Annotated in this window: 15 protein-coding genes; 5 read left to right on the forward strand and 10 right to left on the reverse strand. The window is 73.9% G+C overall.

What is annotated here, in order from left to right; all coding sequences use genetic code 11:
* Positions 1 to 11 precede the first annotated feature (11 nt).
* A complete protein-coding gene (locus tag OG357_RS07210) occupies positions 12 to 1,229 on the reverse strand; it encodes a sulfite oxidase (protein WP_329620349.1) in 1,218 nt (405 codons plus the stop codon).
* Between the two features lie 187 nt (positions 1,230 to 1,416).
* Between OG357_RS07210 and OG357_RS07215 the strand changes: the two genes are divergently transcribed.
* Both OG357_RS07215 and OG357_RS07220 read left to right on the forward strand, forming a co-directional pair.
* A complete protein-coding gene (locus tag OG357_RS07215) occupies positions 1,417 to 2,004 on the forward strand; it encodes a GNAT family N-acetyltransferase (protein WP_329620350.1) in 588 nt (195 codons plus the stop codon).
* A 90-nt stretch (positions 2,005 to 2,094) separates the two neighbouring features.
* Positions 2,095 to 2,931, forward strand: a complete 837-nt coding sequence (locus tag OG357_RS07220) for a methyltransferase domain-containing protein (protein WP_329620351.1) — start codon at positions 2,095 to 2,097, stop codon at positions 2,929 to 2,931.
* A 24-nt stretch (positions 2,932 to 2,955) separates the two neighbouring features.
* Here OG357_RS07220 and OG357_RS07225 read toward each other — a convergent pair whose 3' ends face one another.
* Complete coding sequence (locus tag OG357_RS07225) at positions 2,956 to 4,908, reverse strand: DUF5107 domain-containing protein (RefSeq protein WP_329620352.1); 1,953 nt, start codon at positions 4,906 to 4,908, stop codon at positions 2,956 to 2,958.
* Between the two features lie 6 nt (positions 4,909 to 4,914).
* Here OG357_RS07225 and OG357_RS07230 point away from each other — a divergent pair, with 6 nt between their 5' ends.
* Positions 4,915 to 5,049 carry a hypothetical protein gene (locus tag OG357_RS07230; protein ID WP_329620353.1) on the forward strand — a complete coding sequence of 45 codons (135 nt, stop codon included), beginning with the start codon at positions 4,915 to 4,917 and terminating at the stop codon, positions 5,047 to 5,049.
* Here the strand turns inward: OG357_RS07230 and OG357_RS07235 are convergent.
* The 3 genes from OG357_RS07235 to OG357_RS07245 form a co-directional block, all read right to left on the reverse strand.
* Positions 5,037 to 5,648 carry a GNAT family N-acetyltransferase gene (locus OG357_RS07235; protein ID WP_329620354.1) on the reverse strand — a complete coding sequence of 204 codons (612 nt, stop codon included), beginning with the start codon at positions 5,646 to 5,648 and terminating at the stop codon, positions 5,037 to 5,039. The genes OG357_RS07230 and OG357_RS07235 overlap by 13 nt on opposite strands.
* A 92-nt stretch (positions 5,649 to 5,740) precedes the next feature.
* On the reverse strand, positions 5,741 to 6,091 hold the full coding sequence (locus OG357_RS07240; RefSeq protein WP_329620355.1) for a hypothetical protein: 351 nt from the start codon (positions 6,089 to 6,091) through the stop codon (positions 5,741 to 5,743).
* Positions 6,088 to 6,342, reverse strand: coding sequence for a LapA family protein (locus tag OG357_RS07245; RefSeq protein ID WP_329620356.1), 255 nt, complete (start codon positions 6,340 to 6,342; stop codon positions 6,088 to 6,090). The genes OG357_RS07240 and OG357_RS07245 overlap by 4 nt, the downstream gene beginning before the upstream one ends.
* Positions 6,343 to 6,556: 214 nt before the next feature.
* Here OG357_RS07245 and OG357_RS07250 point away from each other — a divergent pair, with 214 nt between their 5' ends.
* Entirely contained in the window at positions 6,557 to 7,333 is a 777-nt protein-coding gene (locus tag OG357_RS07250; RefSeq protein ID WP_329620357.1) for a GntR family transcriptional regulator, read from the forward strand.
* A 69-nt stretch (positions 7,334 to 7,402) separates the two neighbouring features.
* Complete coding sequence (locus OG357_RS07255) at positions 7,403 to 8,491, forward strand: adenosine deaminase (protein WP_329620358.1); 1,089 nt, start codon at positions 7,403 to 7,405, stop codon at positions 8,489 to 8,491.
* 10 nt (positions 8,492 to 8,501) lie between these two features.
* Here OG357_RS07255 and OG357_RS07260 read toward each other — a convergent pair whose 3' ends face one another.
* The 5 genes from OG357_RS07260 to OG357_RS07280 form a co-directional block, all read right to left on the reverse strand.
* A complete protein-coding gene (locus tag OG357_RS07260) occupies positions 8,502 to 10,250 on the reverse strand; it encodes a CocE/NonD family hydrolase (protein ID WP_329625511.1) in 1,749 nt (582 codons plus the stop codon).
* A 215-nt stretch (positions 10,251 to 10,465) separates the two neighbouring features.
* On the reverse strand, positions 10,466 to 11,419 hold the full coding sequence (locus OG357_RS07265; RefSeq protein ID WP_329620359.1) for a S66 peptidase family protein: 954 nt from the start codon (positions 11,417 to 11,419) through the stop codon (positions 10,466 to 10,468).
* Positions 11,416 to 13,437 carry a S9 family peptidase gene (locus tag OG357_RS07270; protein ID WP_329620360.1) on the reverse strand — a complete coding sequence of 674 codons (2,022 nt, stop codon included), beginning with the start codon at positions 13,435 to 13,437 and terminating at the stop codon, positions 11,416 to 11,418. The genes OG357_RS07265 and OG357_RS07270 overlap by 4 nt, the downstream gene beginning before the upstream one ends.
* A gap of 27 nt (positions 13,438 to 13,464) precedes the next feature.
* Entirely contained in the window at positions 13,465 to 14,799 is a 1,335-nt protein-coding gene (locus OG357_RS07275; protein WP_329620361.1) for a M20/M25/M40 family metallo-hydrolase, read from the reverse strand.
* A complete protein-coding gene (locus OG357_RS07280) occupies positions 14,792 to 15,625 on the reverse strand; it encodes a M55 family metallopeptidase (protein ID WP_329620362.1) in 834 nt (277 codons plus the stop codon). The genes OG357_RS07275 and OG357_RS07280 overlap by 8 nt, the downstream gene beginning before the upstream one ends.
* Positions 15,626 to 15,704: the final 79 nt, after the last annotated feature.

The raw sequence follows: 15,704 nt of genomic DNA on the forward strand, positions 1-15,704 counted from the left end.
GGTACGACGTTTCAGGCGACGGTGACCGGGTGGCGTACGACCGCGTCGAAGAGGTAGCCCTGGGTGTTGTGGACGGCCCGCTCGGGCTGGGTGTTGCCGGCGGCGTCGGTCGTACGGGACAGCAGGGTGACCGGCCCGGTGCGGTGCGGGCGCCACGGCGCGGCCCAGCGGACCCAGCCGTTCCGCCTCGGGGTGTCGAGGAGCCGGGCCCGCCGCCAGTGGGTCCCGCCGTCGGTGGAGACCTCCACCGAGCGGACGGGCGCGTGGGCGGACCAGGCGCGCCCGGTGAGCCGGTGGACGCGGTCGGCCTCCAGGGTGGCGCCGAAGGGGAGTTCGTACGCGGACTTGACCGTCTGCACGCTGATCGGGGCGCTGCCGCCGGACGGGTGGGCGGGCCCGAGAAGGCGGTACCAGTCCGTGGACCAGGGCGAGGACAGCGGGCGGGTGGAGACCTCGATGTCGCCGAGCCACTTGATCGAGGCGATGCCGACCCAGGAGGGCACGACGAGCCGGACCGGGTGGCCGTGGTCGTACGGCAGCGGTTCGCCGTTCATCTCGTAGGCGAGGATGGCGTCGTCGAAGGCCTTGGCGACCGGCAGCGGGCGGCGGACCCGGCCGAAGTCGACGCCGCCGGAGACGTACGGGTCGTCGAGGCCGCGCGGCTGGAGGGCGACGGCGTCGCGGGCGATCCCGGCGCGTCGCAGCACGTCGGAGAGGCGGACACCGCGCCAGCGGGCCGCGCCGACGGCGCCGAGGGTCCAGGAGGTTCCCGTGACGGACTCGCCCTGCTGGCTGGTGTAGAGGCTGCGGCCGTTTCCGGCGCACTCGATCAGGGCCGTTCGGGTGACGGAGGGGAGGTCGCGCAGCTGACCGTAGGTGAAGTGGACGGGGCTGCGGCCGTGGAGGCCGTCGCCCCAGAGCGTCAGGCGCCAGTCGGCGGCGTCGAGGACGGGGGTGGAGGTGTGGTTGCGGACGAAGAAGCGGTCGGTGGGGGTGAGGAGGCCGGTGTCCGCGAAGGCGTCGAACCGCGCCTCGGCGTTGGTGCCGCGGACGGTGAACCACTCGGGCGGGAGCGCCTTGACGATGCCGGGCACGGCGGCCCCGCTCGCGGGTGCCGCGAGTGCGCCTGCGGGCGCGGCGGTGGCGAGCCCGCCGAGGGCGGAGACCGCGGGGGCCGCCGCGAGCAGCTTCAGCAGGGAGCGGCGGTCGGGCGCGGGCGAGTACGGCACGGGACTCCTCGACACGGGGAACGGGCGGGCCACCGGGCGGCGGCGGGCCGATCCTAGGGGCGGGGAGGGGGCGGGGAGGGTGCCTGGACGGTCCGTTCACGGGGCTGTCACACACGGGCCTGCCGGGTCGGGGGCGACGCGGGCGAAAACGGGAGCGGACCACGGCCTTCCGGGCCGAGAATGCGGCATGCCGACAGCGATACGAGAAGCGATGCCCGAGGACGCGGCGGCCCTCGCCGCCGTACACGTCCTGTCCTGGCAGGCCGCCTACCGCGACCTGCTGCCCGGGCCGTACCTGGACGCCCTGGACCCGGGGGAACGGGCCGCCGTGTGGCACGCGCGTCTGACGGCGCCGGACCGGCCCACGGTGCTCCTGACGACGGAAGCCGACGGGCGGGTGGTGGCCTTCTCCTGCTTCCGCGCCTGGCCCGACGGGCCCGACGAGGCCGGCGAGTCCGACGGGACCGCCGAGGCCGCCGGGGCCGCCGACGAGCCCGGCGCGCTCGACCCCGCCACCACCGCCGAGCTGGCGGCGCTGTACTCCCTCCCGGAGGTGTGGGGCACGGGCGTCGGACGGGCTCTGCTCGCCGCGTCCACCGAGGCCCTCGCGGCGGCCGGGTTCCGTACCGCCGCCCTGTGGGTCCTCGCCGGGAACGCGCGGGGCCGGCGGTTCTACGAGGCGGCGGGCTGGCGGCCCGACGGCACGAGCGTGTGTGACGTCACGGGCGGGCGGGAGCTGGAGGAACTCCGGTACCGGCGGGAGCTGTTCACTTGAGACGATGTCCACATCCCAAGACGCACATCTCACTATGCGGCGCGAGTGCGTACGGTGAAGGAACGCACCCACACCGAGGGAGTCGCTTCGATGACGCATGCCTCCACCCCGTCCGCGGCCCACGAGACCGCCGTCTACACCCACGGCCACCACGAGTCCGTCCTGCGCTCGCACAGCTGGCGGACCGCCGCCAACTCCGCCGCCTACCTGCTGCCCGAGCTGCGCGCGGGACTGGACGTCCTGGATGTGGGCTGCGGCCCCGGCACGATCACGGCCGATCTGGCCGCGCTGGTGGCGCCCGGCCGCGTGACCGCGGTCGACGCCGCGGAGGACGTCCTGGACAAGGCCCGCGCGGTCGCCGCCGAACGCGGCCTGGAGAACGTCGAGTTCGCCGTGGCGGACGTCCACGCCCTGGACTTCCCCGACGACTCCTTCGACGTCGTCCACGCCCACCAGGTACTCCAGCACGTCGGCGACCCGGTCCAGGCCCTGCGCGAGATGCGGCGGGTGTGTCGGCCCGGCGGGGTCGTCGCGGCCCGTGACAGCGACTACGGAGCCTTCGCCTGGTTCCCCGAACGACCCGCGCTGGACGGGTGGTTGGACCTGTACCACCGGGTCGCCCGGGCGAACGGCGGCGAACCGGACGCCGGGCGGCGCCTGCTCTCGTGGGCCCGGCAGGCCGGCTTCACCGACGTCACGACGACCGCGGGCACCTGGTGTTTCGCCACCCCGGAGGAGCGCGCCTGGTGGAGCGGCCTGTGGGCGGACCGGACGACCGCCTCGGTCTACGCCGAGCTGGCCGTGAAGGGCGGCCACGCGACCGCCGACGAGCTGACGGCGATCGGCGAGGCCTGGCGGGAGTGGGGCGAGCGGGAGGACGCCTGGTTCATGGTCCCGCACGGCGAGATCGTGTGCCGGGTGTCCTGACCGCAGCGCGCCCCCGTCCCTCGATCAGCTCGGACGCATCCTGAACTCGTAGGCGTACGGCAGGGGTTCTTCGGTGACCTCCGACCAGAGCTCGCCGAGGATCTCGGCGCCCTCGCGCAGGTCCGCGACCTCGAAGCCCGCGTCGAAGACGGCGCGGGCCTCGCCCGTCCTGCCCTCGGCGAGGAGCAGGCGGGCCTCCAGGAGCCGGAAGGCGCCCCTGCCCCGGACCTCTTCCGGCAGTCGCGTCCACGTCTCGCGCGCCCGGCCGGTCCGTCCGGCGGCGAGCAGCGCGACGACGGCCTCGCGGCCGAGGGCGGCGGCCACCACCTCGTCCTCGGCCGCCCGGTCGGCGTGGTCGGTGAAGGCCTCGGCGAACCGTTCGGCCGCGCGTGCCGGGTGTCCGTCCTCCCGGTCGGCGACGGCGAGGCAGTAGAGCAGCGGCCAGCGCACGGCGGCCTCGCGCAGTCCGCGTTCCCAGCTCCGTACCGCCTGGGCGCGGTCTTCGGCGTGCCACTGGGCGATGCCGAGGTGGTACTCGGTGGAGGGGTCCGCCGGGGCGGTCTCCAGCATGTCCCGCCAGGGCGCCGAGACCAGCGGCGCGCCGGGCGCGGCACCCTTCTCGGGGACCGGCAGGACTCCGGTGAGCAGCAGTTCCCGCCAGGGCTCCTGCTCCGGTCCGAGCGTCGACTCGGGGAAGGGAGTCCCGGGCAACTCATGGCGGCCGCGCAGGACTTCGAGGGCGCCCCAGCCGGAGCCGACGGCGAGGACGGTCTCCGGCTCGGCGTCGGCGGCCCGCTCCCGCCACGCGGTGTACGCCGCGTCGACCCCGGCGCGCGGAAGCACCCCGGCGAGGCCGCTCTCGACGGCCTCCCGGGCCACGCCCCAGTCGTCGCCGAGCGCCGCGGCGGGATCCGCGGCGAGCGGTCCGTACGCCTCCAGCCAGCTGAACTCCCCGCCGCCCGGCAGCTCCAGGTGTTCCAGCTGCGTGCGGGCGAGGCCGGCCTGGATCTCGGCGTAGCCAGGAGTGCCGGGCTCGGTGAGCCACTCCTGCCAGCGCCGGCCGCCGCGCTCACGGCCCCACAGGAAGAGCTTGCGGCCGCGCAGCGGATCGGTGGAGGTCTGGACGAGGCCGGTGCCGTCGGCGTCGAGGGCGGCGATCCAGCGGCGCTGTCCGTCGGGCAGGTCGTAGAACCAGTCGGCCGCGTGGTCGCCGTTGAGCGGGTACGAGCGGTCGGTGCCGTCCGCGGTGACGGGGACGGGCACGCGGCGCAGCCCGCGCTCGTAGCCGTGGTGCCAGGCCGAGTCGGCGGGGGCGATGACCCGGCGGTCCTCCGGTACGGCGGTGTTGGACCACCAGTAGACGGGGGCGGGCCGCTCGTGGGGGTTACGGACGCGGACGCCGACATGGAGGAAGTCGGAGTCCTCCGGGAGCCACAGGTCGACCTGGAAGGGGAGGTCCCGCAGGCGCTCCCACTCCCACAGGCGGAGCATCGGACCGCCGTCGGGCGCGCGGACGACCGCCGCGTGCAGGGGTGAGCAGGAGAGGGTGGTGTGGCCGGTGGCTCCGATGTTCCACTCGATGCCACCGGAGTACCAGGCGCCGTTGAGGGCGAAGGCCGCCGGCTGGAACACCGGGTTGCGGTAGAGGAGTTCACGTCCGGTGGGCTTGTGGTGCAGGGAGTGGACGCGGCCGCCGAGGCCGGGGAGCACGGTGGCCCGGAGCCGGTCGTTCTCGATCACGATCGCGTCGAGCTCGGCGGGGGTGCGTTCGCGCCCGTAGCCGTCTCGTACGGGGGCGGGCAGCAGGCTGCGCAGGGGTGCGCGTCCGATGCCCCGGGCCATGTCGCGCGGGAGCTCCGCGAGGGTCTGCTCGTCGACCGCGTGATTCCCGTGATGGGTCCGCAGGGCGGGCAGGGGGTTGTCCGGGCCCAACGGGGCCGCGGGCAGCGTCAGTACGGCACGTCGCACGGTCGTCATCCACCCATGGAACACGCCGGGGCCCGTCCTGACCAGGGGCTCTCGCGCCATGGTTCGACGGAGCGGGCACGCGGGGCCGCCCGGATATTCCGGGCGGCGCTGATGCCGGTCGCCGTACTGAAGATCAACTACAAGCGCTGACCGGTACCCGGGGGCTGCGGGGGGTACGGGGGCTGCGCGGGCTCCGGCGCGGTGATCGCCCAGCGCTCGTGGTCCCGCCAGGCTCCGTCGATGAACAGCATCGCGGGCGAGAAGCCCTCCAGGCGGAAGCCCGCGCGGCGGACGAGCGCGCGGGAGGCGGTGTTGCCGGGCTGGATGTTCGCCTCCAGGCGGTGCAGATCCAGGGGCCCGAAGGCGTACGCCAGGAGCAGCCCGAGAGCCTCGGTGAACAGTCCGCGTCCGGCGGCGTGCGCGAAGGCTCCGTAGCCGAGGGCGCCGCTGCGGAAGGCGCCGCGGACGATGTTGTTGATGTTGACGAAGCCGGCGATCCGGCCGCCGCCGGCGTGCTCGGTGCCGTCGGCGTGCTCGCACACCAGGAACCCGGCGCGCGCCGGGTCCTCGATGAGCACGCCCGCGTAGCCGGCGTACGCCTCGGGGGTGCACGGCGGGAACAGCCAGGGCCGGTGGAGCTCCCGGCTCTCGCGGGCGCGGGCGGTGAACTCCTCCGCGTCGTCCGGGGAGAAGGGGCGCAGGCCCACACGGGGCCCGGCGGCGAGGAAACGGCCGAGATCGTCGGGCATGGACCAAGGTTAGGGCCCGCCCCGGACGGACCGCTCGCCCGGACGGGCCACTCGCCCGGACGTCCGTCGCCCGGGCCGCCCTCCCCCGCCGGTCAGCGCCGGGCGGTGCGGACGCGGGGCGGGCAGGTCTCACCTTTGCGTACGACCCCGATCGTGACCGCGGTCCGCCGGTCGAGGACCGTGGCGGCCGCCGGGTACTGCGTGCACACCCGCCAGTTCGGCGGCCACAGCACCCGCCGGTCCCGTCCGCTCGCGTCGTGGACGTCGAGGCGGGTCCGGCGGTCGAGCCGGGTGAAGACCCGCCACAGCCGTACGCCCAGCAGGTCCGGCATGGCCCGTGTCCCGGCGCCCTCCTCCGGTACGGCGGGTTCCTCGGCCGAGGAGACGGCGACGGCCGCGAGCGCGAGGACGGCGGTCGCGCCCACGACGGCGGCCCGCTTCACTTCTGCCTCCGGCCCGCGACGTAGTAGCCGCAGGCCGCTCCGAGGACGGCGGTCGCGAGGAGCGCCAGATAGAGCGGCATGGACACCTCGGGGATCAGGATCCGGATCCTGACCTCCCGGGTGTTCTCGAAGATGAAGACCAGCGTGAGGACCGCGACCGCCGTCATCGCGATCCGGCCCGGGGTGAAGGCTCCGCTGAACCGGGACGTGCCGCCCGCGCGGGACGCCCCTGACGTGTCCTTGGGACTCATGCCCGGCCCTCTCCTCCGTCGTGCCGTCGGGGGTGCCCGTCGGTCGCACCCGGCCCGCGCCGCGGGACCAGCCGTGGGACCAGAATGGGGCGAGTCGAGCCCCACCGTGTCGGTGGGAGGAGCCGTACGGGTGACTTGTCAGACAACGTGGGCCGACTACGGTGGTCCCGGACACCGGCGGGAAGCCAGACGGGAACCAGACGAGGAGGCGGCCGTGGCGGTCAGCGGACAGCGGCGGCGGCCGGTCGTGGCGCTGTACGAGCGGATCGCGGACGCCGTCCACGACGGCACCTACCCGCCGGGCTCGACGCTCCCCTCCGAACCGAAGCTCGCCGTCGAACTCGGCGTGAGCCGGCCCGCCCTGCGCGAGGCGCTGCTCCTGCTCCAGGAGGACGGTCTCCTGACCGTGCGCCGCGGGGTCGGCCGGACCGTCAACGACCGTCCGCCGCGCAGGGGTTTCGAGCACATCCAGCCGCTGGAGGAGCTGATCGGCGCGGGGGGCCCGCTGCGCGTGCGCGCGCTGCTGCGGACCGTGGAGGAGCCCACCGACTTCACGACGCAGCATCTGCTCGCCCCGGCCCGCGCCGAGCTGCGGTTCTGGGAGTCCGTGCTGACCGGGGAGGGTACGGCGGCGGCTCTGAGTCACGAATGGGCGGCGGCCGACGAGGTGCTCGACCGGGTGCATCCCGAGTTCGCCCGCGCTCTGCGGGCGGCGGAGCCGGACGCCCCCGCGCGAGCCGGCGGGCCCGGCCCCGCCACCTCGATGCTCGCGGTCCTCGTCGGGGCCTCGCCCGAGACGGCCCTGAGCGCGCACAGCGGCATCACCGCGACCCTGCTCGGGAGGCGGCGCGGGGACCAGCTGGGCCGCCCGGCGGACACCCCGGCCGTCCTGGTCACCCAGGTCGTGCGGGTCGGGGAGACCCCGGTCCTGGCCGCCAAGCACATGCTGCCGACAGGCACCCCCGCACTGCCGGTGCTCCAGTCCCACTGAGCGGCCCGGAACCGGCCCGCACCCGGCCGTCGCCGCACACCCCTCGGCCGTGGCGTACACTTCCCCGCCATGCACTTGTCTGACAACCCTGCCACGCCTGCCGCCGCCACCGTCTCCGAGTGGATCCGCCGGGCCCCCAAGGCCGTTCTCCACGACCACCTCGACGGCGGGCTGCGCCCCGCGACGATCGTCGAGCTGGCGCGGGAGCACGGCTACACCGCGCTGCCGACCGAGGACCCGGCCGAGCTCGCGGTGTGGTTCCGGGACGCTGCCGACTCCGGCTCGCTGGAGCGGTACCTGGAGACCTTCGCCCACACCTGCGCGGTGATGCAGACCCGCGAGGCGCTGACCCGCATCGCGGCCGAGTGCGCCGAGGACCTGGCGGCGGACGGTGTCGTCTACGCCGAGATCCGCTACGCCCCCGAGCAGCACCTGGAGGGCGGGCTGACCCTCGACGAGGTCGTCGAGGCGGTCAACGACGGCTTCCGCGAGGGCGAGCGCCGCGCCGGCGGCCGGATCACCGTCCGTACGCTCCTCACGGGCATGCGGCACACGGACCGCTCCCTGGAGATCGCGCGGCTCACGGTCGCCCACCGGGAGAACGGCGTGGCGGGCTTCGACATAGCCGGCGGCGAGATCGGCAACCCGCCGGCCCGCCACCTTCCCGCGTTCCAGCACCTGAAGCGGGAGAACTGCCACTTCACGATCCACGCGGGCGAGGCCGTCGGCGCGGAGTCGATCCACGAGGCCGTGCAGGTCTGCGGCACGGAGCGGATCGGCCACGGCGTGCGGATCACGGACGACATCGCCGAGGACGGCACGCTGGGCGGGCTCGCCGCGTACGTCCGGGACAACCGCATCGCCCTGGAGGTCTGCCCGACCTCGAACCTCCAGACGGGCGCCGCCAAGGACTACGCCTCGCACCCGATCGACGAGCTGCGTCGCCTCGGCTTCCGGATCACGCTCAACACCGACAACCGCCTGGTCTCCGGCACCACCATGAGCGAGGAGTTCCAGCACATGGTGGACGCCTTCGGCTACGGCCCCGAGGTGTTCGAGGAGTTCACGGTCGCCGCCCTGGACGCCGCCTTCCTGCCGCTGCCGGAGCGGCAGCGGCTGATCGACGAGGTCGTCCGCCCGGGGTACGCGGCGCTCTGACCCGCCCCCTCTACCCCACCCTGCCGTTCACGAGCGGCAGCTCCAGCGTCCCCGCGTCGTCGGGGGCGCTGGTGACGGTCACCGGCCTGATGCCCCGGTTGCCGAAGTAGGCCGAGTCGCTGCCCGCGATCACGAACTGCAACCGGTGGCCGGCTTCGTAGCGGTGCACGATCGCCGGCAGTTCCACCGTGAACGGGCGCTTGACGTCGGGCACCCGCACCGGCGCGACGAGCCGCTTGACCAGGGTCTTCGTGCCGTCCGGCGCGATGTCGTAGACCTTGGCGAAGAGGACGAGTTTGTCGGCGGCGTCCCCGGAGTCCTGGAACCACTCGGTGACCGGGGACTGGACCCGCAGCGTGGCCTTCGGGGAGCCGACGAGGTCGACCGGGGCGGTCAGCGGGGCGCTGGTCCAGTCGACGTAGGTGCCGGCGGTGTCGGAAGGCCCGGGCTGGGGGATCCCCATCATGCCTGCCAGCGAGATCTCCGAATGGCTCGTCGGGACCAGCGCGTTGCTGTACGTCCGCGATCCGCGGGCGACCTTCGACGTGTTGTCGACGAGCTTGCCGTCGCCGGAGAGGTAGAGCTTCTGACTGACGGCCGGGACGGTGTCGGCGGTGCCGTATCCGCTCTGCCAGTCGCGGTGGTACGCGAACTCGGCTCCGGTGTCCGCGTTCCGGTTGCCGTGCAGGTAGCGGTCGAACCAGGCGAGGATGCGCCGGCCGACGTAGCTGGTCTCCAGATTGCCCTTCGCGAGGTCGAGCTCGCCTTCGTCGGGGTTCATGAGACCGCCGCTGTGGCCCCAGGACTGCCAGACCATCTTGGTCTCGACGCCTTGCGATTCGAGCTTCTCGTAGGTGGCCCGGGCCTCGTTGAGGTTGAAGACGGTGTCCATCTGCCCCTGGACGAGCAGGGTCGGCGCCTTGACCCCGTCCAGGTACGAGGCCGGGGAGACGCTCCGGGCGTAGTCGAGCATCTTCTTCGTGCCGGCCGCCGGGAAGCTGCCGGAGTTCAGCAGCCGCACGGTGTCACAGGCGTCCGTGACGAAGTGCAGACAGTGGAGCGAGTTGATCCTGCTCGGGTCGAGCGAGGGCGAGAGCAGCGGCTGCGCCTCCCCCATCAGGTAGAAGCCGTTGGCCCACTGCCACTTGAAGACGCCCGGGGTGGCGCGGTCGGCTCCGTTGGGGGCCAGGGCGTAGGCGAGGTCGTTCCAGGTGATGAGGGGGACGAGGGCGTCGAGCCGGGGATCGACGGAGGCGGCGGCGAGCTGGATGGCGCCGCCGTAGGAGCCGCCGATCATGCCGACCCGGGGGTCGCCCGCACCGTCCTTGGTGACGAAGTCGACGCGGGTGCCGTCGTCGGCGGCGCGGGTGCCGGCGAGGAAGTCGACGAGCCGGGCGGCGGCCTGTCCGTCGATGCGCGGGTCGTCGAGCGAGATGAGGCAGCCGGACTTGCCGAAGCCGAGCCCGGAGTAGACGAGTCCGACGTAGCCCCGAGACGCGAAGGCCTTGCCGAGGACGTCGGTCTGGCCGTCCGCCTTGCTGCCGCCGAAGCCGTTGGTGGCCATGACGGCGGGCGCCGGACTCCCGGCGTCGACCCCGGCCGGCCGGTAGAGATCGGCCTCGACGGTGCAGGTGCGGCCGCCCGCGTCGACCGTGAACGTGAGCGGGGTGACGGTGTACGCGCCGGGTTCGGCCGCGCTCACCGGACCGGCGAGGGCGAGCGGCGCCGCCATCGCCGTACCGGCCATCAGGGCGAGCATCTTGCGGGATCTGGGCAGTGCACGGGACACGGAGACCTCCACGACGAGGACGCATGAATGACTCACCAGCGACTTACCTACCGGTAAGTAAGTGGGCCGCGCCCATGCTGTGACACGTGTCAGTGCATCGTCAACAGAGGCGACAGGGTTACTGACGGAGATGCAGTGAAGCCCGCGCCCCCGGCCGTTCACCTCTGCCGGGCCTGGTGGTTCCCTCAGGCCAGGGCGGGCATCTCCAGCGTCAGCGCGCACGTCTCCGCGTCCAGGACCGCGGGCACTCCCAGCGGAACCGTCAGCGCCGTGCCGCTGTGGCCGAAGCCCAGCTCCTCCACCACGGGTATGCCCAGGCCGCCCAGCCGGTCGACGAGGACCGCCCGCACGTCCTCGTACGGGCCGCACTCCTCCCATGAGCCCAGGCCGACGCCTGCGACACCGTCCAGCCAGCCGGAACGCAGCAGTTGAGTGAGGACCCGGTCGAGCCGGTACGGCTCCTCCCCCACGTCCTCCAGGAGCAGCAGCCCCCCGCGCGCCGAGGGCCTGCCGTGCGGGGTTCCGAGGTCGGCGGCGAGCAGACTGACGCAGCCGCCGAGCGTGACCCCGCGGGCGCGGCCGGGGACCAGCGTCCGCGCCGTGTCCAGACCGAGCGTCAGCACCTTCTCCGGCTCGAACAGCGTGGCCCGCAGGGACTCCTGGGTGCGCGCGTCCGACAGGAACGTGGCCGCGGCGACCATCGGTCCGTGGAGCGTGGCGAACCCCGTCCGGACGGCGAACGCCTCGTGCAGGGCGGTGACGTCGCTGTAGCCGACGAACGCCTTGGGCCCGGCCGCCTTGATCGCCGGCCAGTCGACGAGGTCCACCATGCGCTGCACCCCGTAGCCGCCGCGCGCGCAGATCACGGCGGAGACGGACGGGTCGCACCAGGCGTCCGTCAGGTCGCGGGCCCTCGCCCGGTCCGCGCCCGCGAGGTAGCCGAGGGTGGGATGGGCGTCGAGGACGTGCGGGGCGACCACGGGATCCAGGTCCCAGCCGCGCAGGATGTCCAGCCCGGCCAGGAGGCGCTCCTCGGGTACGGGTCCGCTGGGGGCGACGACGGCGACCCGTGACCCGGGCCGGAGGCGCGCGGCCCGGGTCAGGGGTTCGGCGGTGGTGTGCGGGGCCTTCGGGGTCACGAGCGGAGCTCCAGGTCGGGGACGTCGGTACGGGTGAGGCCGAAGGTCCGTGCGTACAGGGCGAGTTCGGCCTCCAGTGCCCTGATCATCGTGTCGGCCCTGCGGAAGCCGTGCCCCTCGCCCTCGAAGGCGAGGTAGGCATGGGGGACGCCCCGGCCGGCCATCCGGGCGACGAAGCGCTCGGCCTGCGCGGGCGGGCAGATGACGTCGTCGAGTCCCTGGAGCAGGAGGAAGGGGGTCGTGACCCGGTCGACGTGCTCGATCGGTGAGCGTTCCTCGTAGCGGGCGGGGACCTCGTCGAGAGGGCCGATGAGGCCGTGGAGGTACTGGGACTCGAAGTCGTGGGTCTCGTCGGTGGCCCAGCCCAGCAGGTCGAGGATGGGGTAGATGATCGTGCCGCAGGCGTACACGTCGGTGGTGACGAGGGAGGCCGCGGTCGTCCAGCCGCCCGCGCTGCCTCCGCGTACCGCGAGCCGGGCGGGGTCGGCAGTGCCCTCGGCGGCGAGGGCCGCGGCGACGGCCGCGCAGTCCTCGACGTCGACGACGCCCCACTGCTCGCGCAGCCGTTCCCGGTACTCCCGGCCGTAGCCGGTCGAGCCGCCGTAGTTGACCTCGGCGACGCCGATCCCGCGCGAGGTGAAGTAGGCGATCTCCAGGTCGAGGGCGAGCGGGGCGTGCCCGGTGGGTCCGCCGTGGGCCCAGATCACGTAGGGCGGCAGTTCGCCGGCGGGGCCGGTGAACCCGGGGTGGTGCGGCGGGTACACCTGCGCGTGGATCTCGCGTCCGCCGGGGCCGGTGAAGGTGCGGATCCGCGGCTCGGGGTAGTAGGCGGGGTCGACGGCGTCCGTGTGCGCGGCGCCGACGACGCGGGTGCGGCCGGTGCGGGTGTCGAGCTCGACGAGTTCGTAGGCGCTGCGCGGTCCCGCGGCGACGCCGACGACGCGGGTGCCGTGCGCGGCGAGGGTGGAGGCCCATTCGGTCCAGGGTCCTGCGGCGTCGACGAGGGTTCCGCTGTCGGGATCGAGTATCCCGAGGGCGGTGGTTCCCTTGCCGTGGACGACGGCGATCAGGCCGTTCTCGAGGGGTGTGAACCAGTTCAGCCCGATCTTCCAGAGCGGTCCGGCGAACTCCTCGTCGCGGGGGCAGAGCGCGAGGGGTTCGCCGGCCTCGCCGGCCGCGTCGAGCTCCGTCCGGTAGAGGTTCCACCAGCCGGTGCGGTCGCTCGCGAAGAGCAGTCGCCCGGGCGCGTCCCAGGCGACCTGTGCGATCGACTCGGCGGGGCCGCCGGCGACGGTCCGGGTGCCGTGGAAGGTGCCGTCGGGGGCGACGTCGGCGAGCTGGACCTCGGTGCCGTCCCAGGGCATGCGGGGGTGGTCCCAGGCGATCCAGGCCGCCCGGTGCCCGTCCGGGGAGAGCCGGGGGCCCGTGACGAACCGGTGTCGCCCGTCGGAGAGTTCGCGCACGGCACCGCGGTCCTCTGCGGCCGATCCGTCCAGCGGCACGGCGGCGAGGACCCGGCGGACGTCGGTCGGCGCGGGCCCGGTGAACTCCTCCAGGACGCACCACACCTCGCCGCGGTCGGGGTGGATCACCGGGTCGACCCAGCGCAGTCCGCCGCCGACGCCGGAGACCGGTGTGAGCGGCCGGGGCCCGGCACCGGGCCCTGCCTCCGGCTCGTAGGCGTACAGGCGCTGGTCGGGGAAGTGGCTGAAGACCACGAGCGGTCCGCCGCGCGGCCGCGCGCTCGCGGCCCAGGGCTGTCCGCCGTACTCGACGACCCGGCTGCGGACGTTCCACGGCGCCGGGAGCACCGGCTCCTCGGTACCGTCGGCGCGCCGCCGGACGAGGGCACGCCTGCCGCCCTCGGCGGGCCGGGGCGCGGTCCACCACAGCTCGTCGCCGACGGTGCCCACGTACTCGGGTCGCCCGTCGTGGGCGGCGGCGAGCGCGGCGTCGACGGGCGACGGCCAACTGCCGTGCGCGGCCGTGGTCGCGGTCGTGGACGTGGACGCGGCCATCTCGGCTCCCCCTGTCACTGCGTTCTCCTAGGCGGACTTCATGTAGTGGTCGAGCACCCGGACGCCGAAGTGCAGGGCGTCGACGGGGACGCGCTCGTCGACGCCGTGGAAGAGCGCCCCGTAGTCGAGCTCCGGTGGCAGCCGCAGCGGAGAGAAACCGTAGCCGGTGATGCCCAGCCGGGAGAACTGCTTGGCGTCGGTGCCGCCGGACATGGTGAACGGCACGACGTGTCCGGCCGGGTCGAAGCGCTCGACGGCGGCCCGGAGCTTCGCGAAGGTCGGCGAGTCGACCGGCGCCTCCAGGGACACCTCGCGGTGGTGGAACTCCCACTCCACGTCGGGCCCCGTGAGCGCGTCCATGGTCGTGGCGAACTCCTCCTCGCCGCCGGGCAGCGTCCGTCCGTCGATGTACGCGACGGCCTGGCCCGGGATGACGTTGACCTTGTAACCGGCCTTCAGCATCGTCGGGTTGGCGCTGTTGCGGACGGTCGGTGCGACGAGTGCGGCGGCGGGGCCGAGCTTGTCGAGGAGGAGGTCGACGTCGAGGTCGGGCGCGCCGGTGTCGACGTCGATGCCGTACAGCGCGGCGAGTTCGGTGAGGGCGGCGCGGACGGTGGTGGTGAGGCGCACCGGCCAGGTGTGCGCGCCGATCCGGGCGACGGCGGAGGCGAGGCGGGTGACGGCGTTGGCGGTGTTCACCTTGGAGCCGTGGCCCGCCTTGCCGTGGGCGGTCAGCTTGAGCCAGGCAGTGCCCCGCTCCCCCGCCGCGATCGGGTAGAGGGTCGTGCCGGGCTGCGGGTGGAAGCTGAACGCCCCGGACTCGCTGATGCCTTCCGTGCAGCCCTCGAAGAGCGCGGCGTGGCGGTCGGCCAGGAAGCCGGAGCCGTCGTCGGCGCTTGCCTCCTCGTCGGCGGTGTACGCGAGGACGATGTCGCGGCGCGGGCGGACGCCCTGTCGGGCCCAGGAGCGGACGACGGCCAGGACCATCGCGTCCATGTTCTTCATGTCGACGGCGCCGCGCCCCCACACGAGCCCGTCGCGGACCTCCCCGGAGAAGGGGTGCACGGTCCATTCGGCGGGGTCGGCGGGGACGACGTCGAGGTGGCCGTGGACGAGGAGCGCGTCGGCCGAGGGGTCGGTGCCGGGGATGCGCGCCACGACGTTGGTGCGGCCGGGGGTCCGCTCCAGGAGGGTGGGTGCGATCCCGGCGGCCGCGAGCCGCTCGGCGACGTACTCGGCGGCGGGGCGCTCGCGGCAGTCGCCGCCGCCCCGGTTGGTGGTGTCAATGCGGATGAGCTCGGAGGTGAAGGTGACCACCTCGTCGAGCGCCGTCGTGTCCGGGCCCCGGACCTCCTCAGCCATACTGCTCCTCCACTGCGGCCGAGACGATGGTCGTGACCGCCTTGAACGTGCGAATTGCCTCGTACATCGTCTCCCCCGTGTAGGAGACGCGCCGCTCGCCGCTCCGCGCCACGCCGGGAACCACCGTGGCGGCCGCGCCGAGGTGGTCGGCGTCGAACTCCAGCTCCACCGTGAACGGTCCGCCGCGGACCGGCTCGTGCCGGACGGCGAGGGCGGTCGCGTCCTTCGCCGCCGCTCTGATGTCGGCGGCGGTCCTGGCCGGGGTGCGGCACACCGCCGCGTACCGCGAGACGTGGTCCTTGACGGCCACCTTGCGGGCCTCCGGCGCGTACCCGAGGGCGTCCTCGCAGGTCAGGTCGTCGCCGGTGACGAGCACGACCGGGACGCCGTACTCCGCCACCACATGGGCGTTGAGCAGGCCCTCGCTCGCGCGCTCGCCGTTCAGCCAGACGCCCGTGATCGAGTTGGCGAGGTAGGTGTGCGCGAGGACGCCCTCGGTGCCCGCGCCCGTGTGGTAGCCGACGAAGGCGATCCCGTCGACGTCCCCGTGCTGCACGCCCTCGACCATCGACAGCGACTTGTGCCGGCCGGTGAGCATCTCGGCGCGCTCGTCGAGCCGCTCCAGGAGCAGGTTCCGCATGCTCCAGTGCGCTTCGTTGATCAGGACCTCGTCGGCGCCGCCGTCGAAGAAGCCGAGCACGGCCGCGTTCACGTCGGACGTGAACATCGCGCGGCAGCGCTCCCACTGCGGTGTACCGGGCAGCACGTCGGCGGGCCAGGTCACCCCGGTCGCGCCCTCCATGTCGGCGCTGATGAGGATCTTCATGTCTGGCACCGTACGCGCCGCCCGGCACCCCTACCACCCCTGTGGATAACCGCCGTTGGAGTGGACCAATGACAGCCTG

This window comes from Streptomyces sp. NBC_01255, assembly GCF_036226445.1.
GTDB lineage: Bacteria > Actinomycetota > Actinomycetes > Streptomycetales > Streptomycetaceae > Streptomyces.

Excerpts from the sequence above, each read along its gene's own strand:
- OG357_RS07230 (WP_329620353.1), top strand. The coding sequence starts at position 4,915 with ATGGAACACGCCGGGGCCCGTCCTGACCAGGGGCTCTCGCGCCATGGT.
- OG357_RS07255 (WP_329620358.1), top strand. The coding sequence starts at position 7,403 with ATGCACTTGTCTGACAACCCTGCCACGCCTGCCGCCGCCACCGTCTCC.
- OG357_RS07270 (WP_329620360.1), bottom strand. The coding sequence starts at position 13,437 with ATGGCCGCGTCCACGTCCACGACCGCGACCACGGCCGCGCACGGCAGT.
- OG357_RS07220 (WP_329620351.1), top strand. The coding sequence starts at position 2,095 with ATGACGCATGCCTCCACCCCGTCCGCGGCCCACGAGACCGCCGTCTAC.
- OG357_RS07235 (WP_329620354.1), bottom strand. The coding sequence starts at position 5,648 with ATGCCCGACGATCTCGGCCGTTTCCTCGCCGCCGGGCCCCGTGTGGGC.
- OG357_RS07225 (WP_329620352.1), bottom strand. The coding sequence starts at position 4,908 with ATGACGACCGTGCGACGTGCCGTACTGACGCTGCCCGCGGCCCCGTTG.
- OG357_RS07215 (WP_329620350.1), top strand. The coding sequence starts at position 1,417 with ATGCCGACAGCGATACGAGAAGCGATGCCCGAGGACGCGGCGGCCCTC.
- OG357_RS07280 (WP_329620362.1), bottom strand. The coding sequence starts at position 15,625 with ATGAAGATCCTCATCAGCGCCGACATGGAGGGCGCGACCGGGGTGACC.
- OG357_RS07260 (WP_329625511.1), bottom strand. The coding sequence starts at position 10,250 with ATGCTCGCCCTGATGGCCGGTACGGCGATGGCGGCGCCGCTCGCCCTC.
- OG357_RS07245 (WP_329620356.1), bottom strand. The coding sequence starts at position 6,342 with ATGAGTCCCAAGGACACGTCAGGGGCGTCCCGCGCGGGCGGCACGTCC.
- OG357_RS07275 (WP_329620361.1), bottom strand. The coding sequence starts at position 14,799 with ATGGCTGAGGAGGTCCGGGGCCCGGACACGACGGCGCTCGACGAGGTG.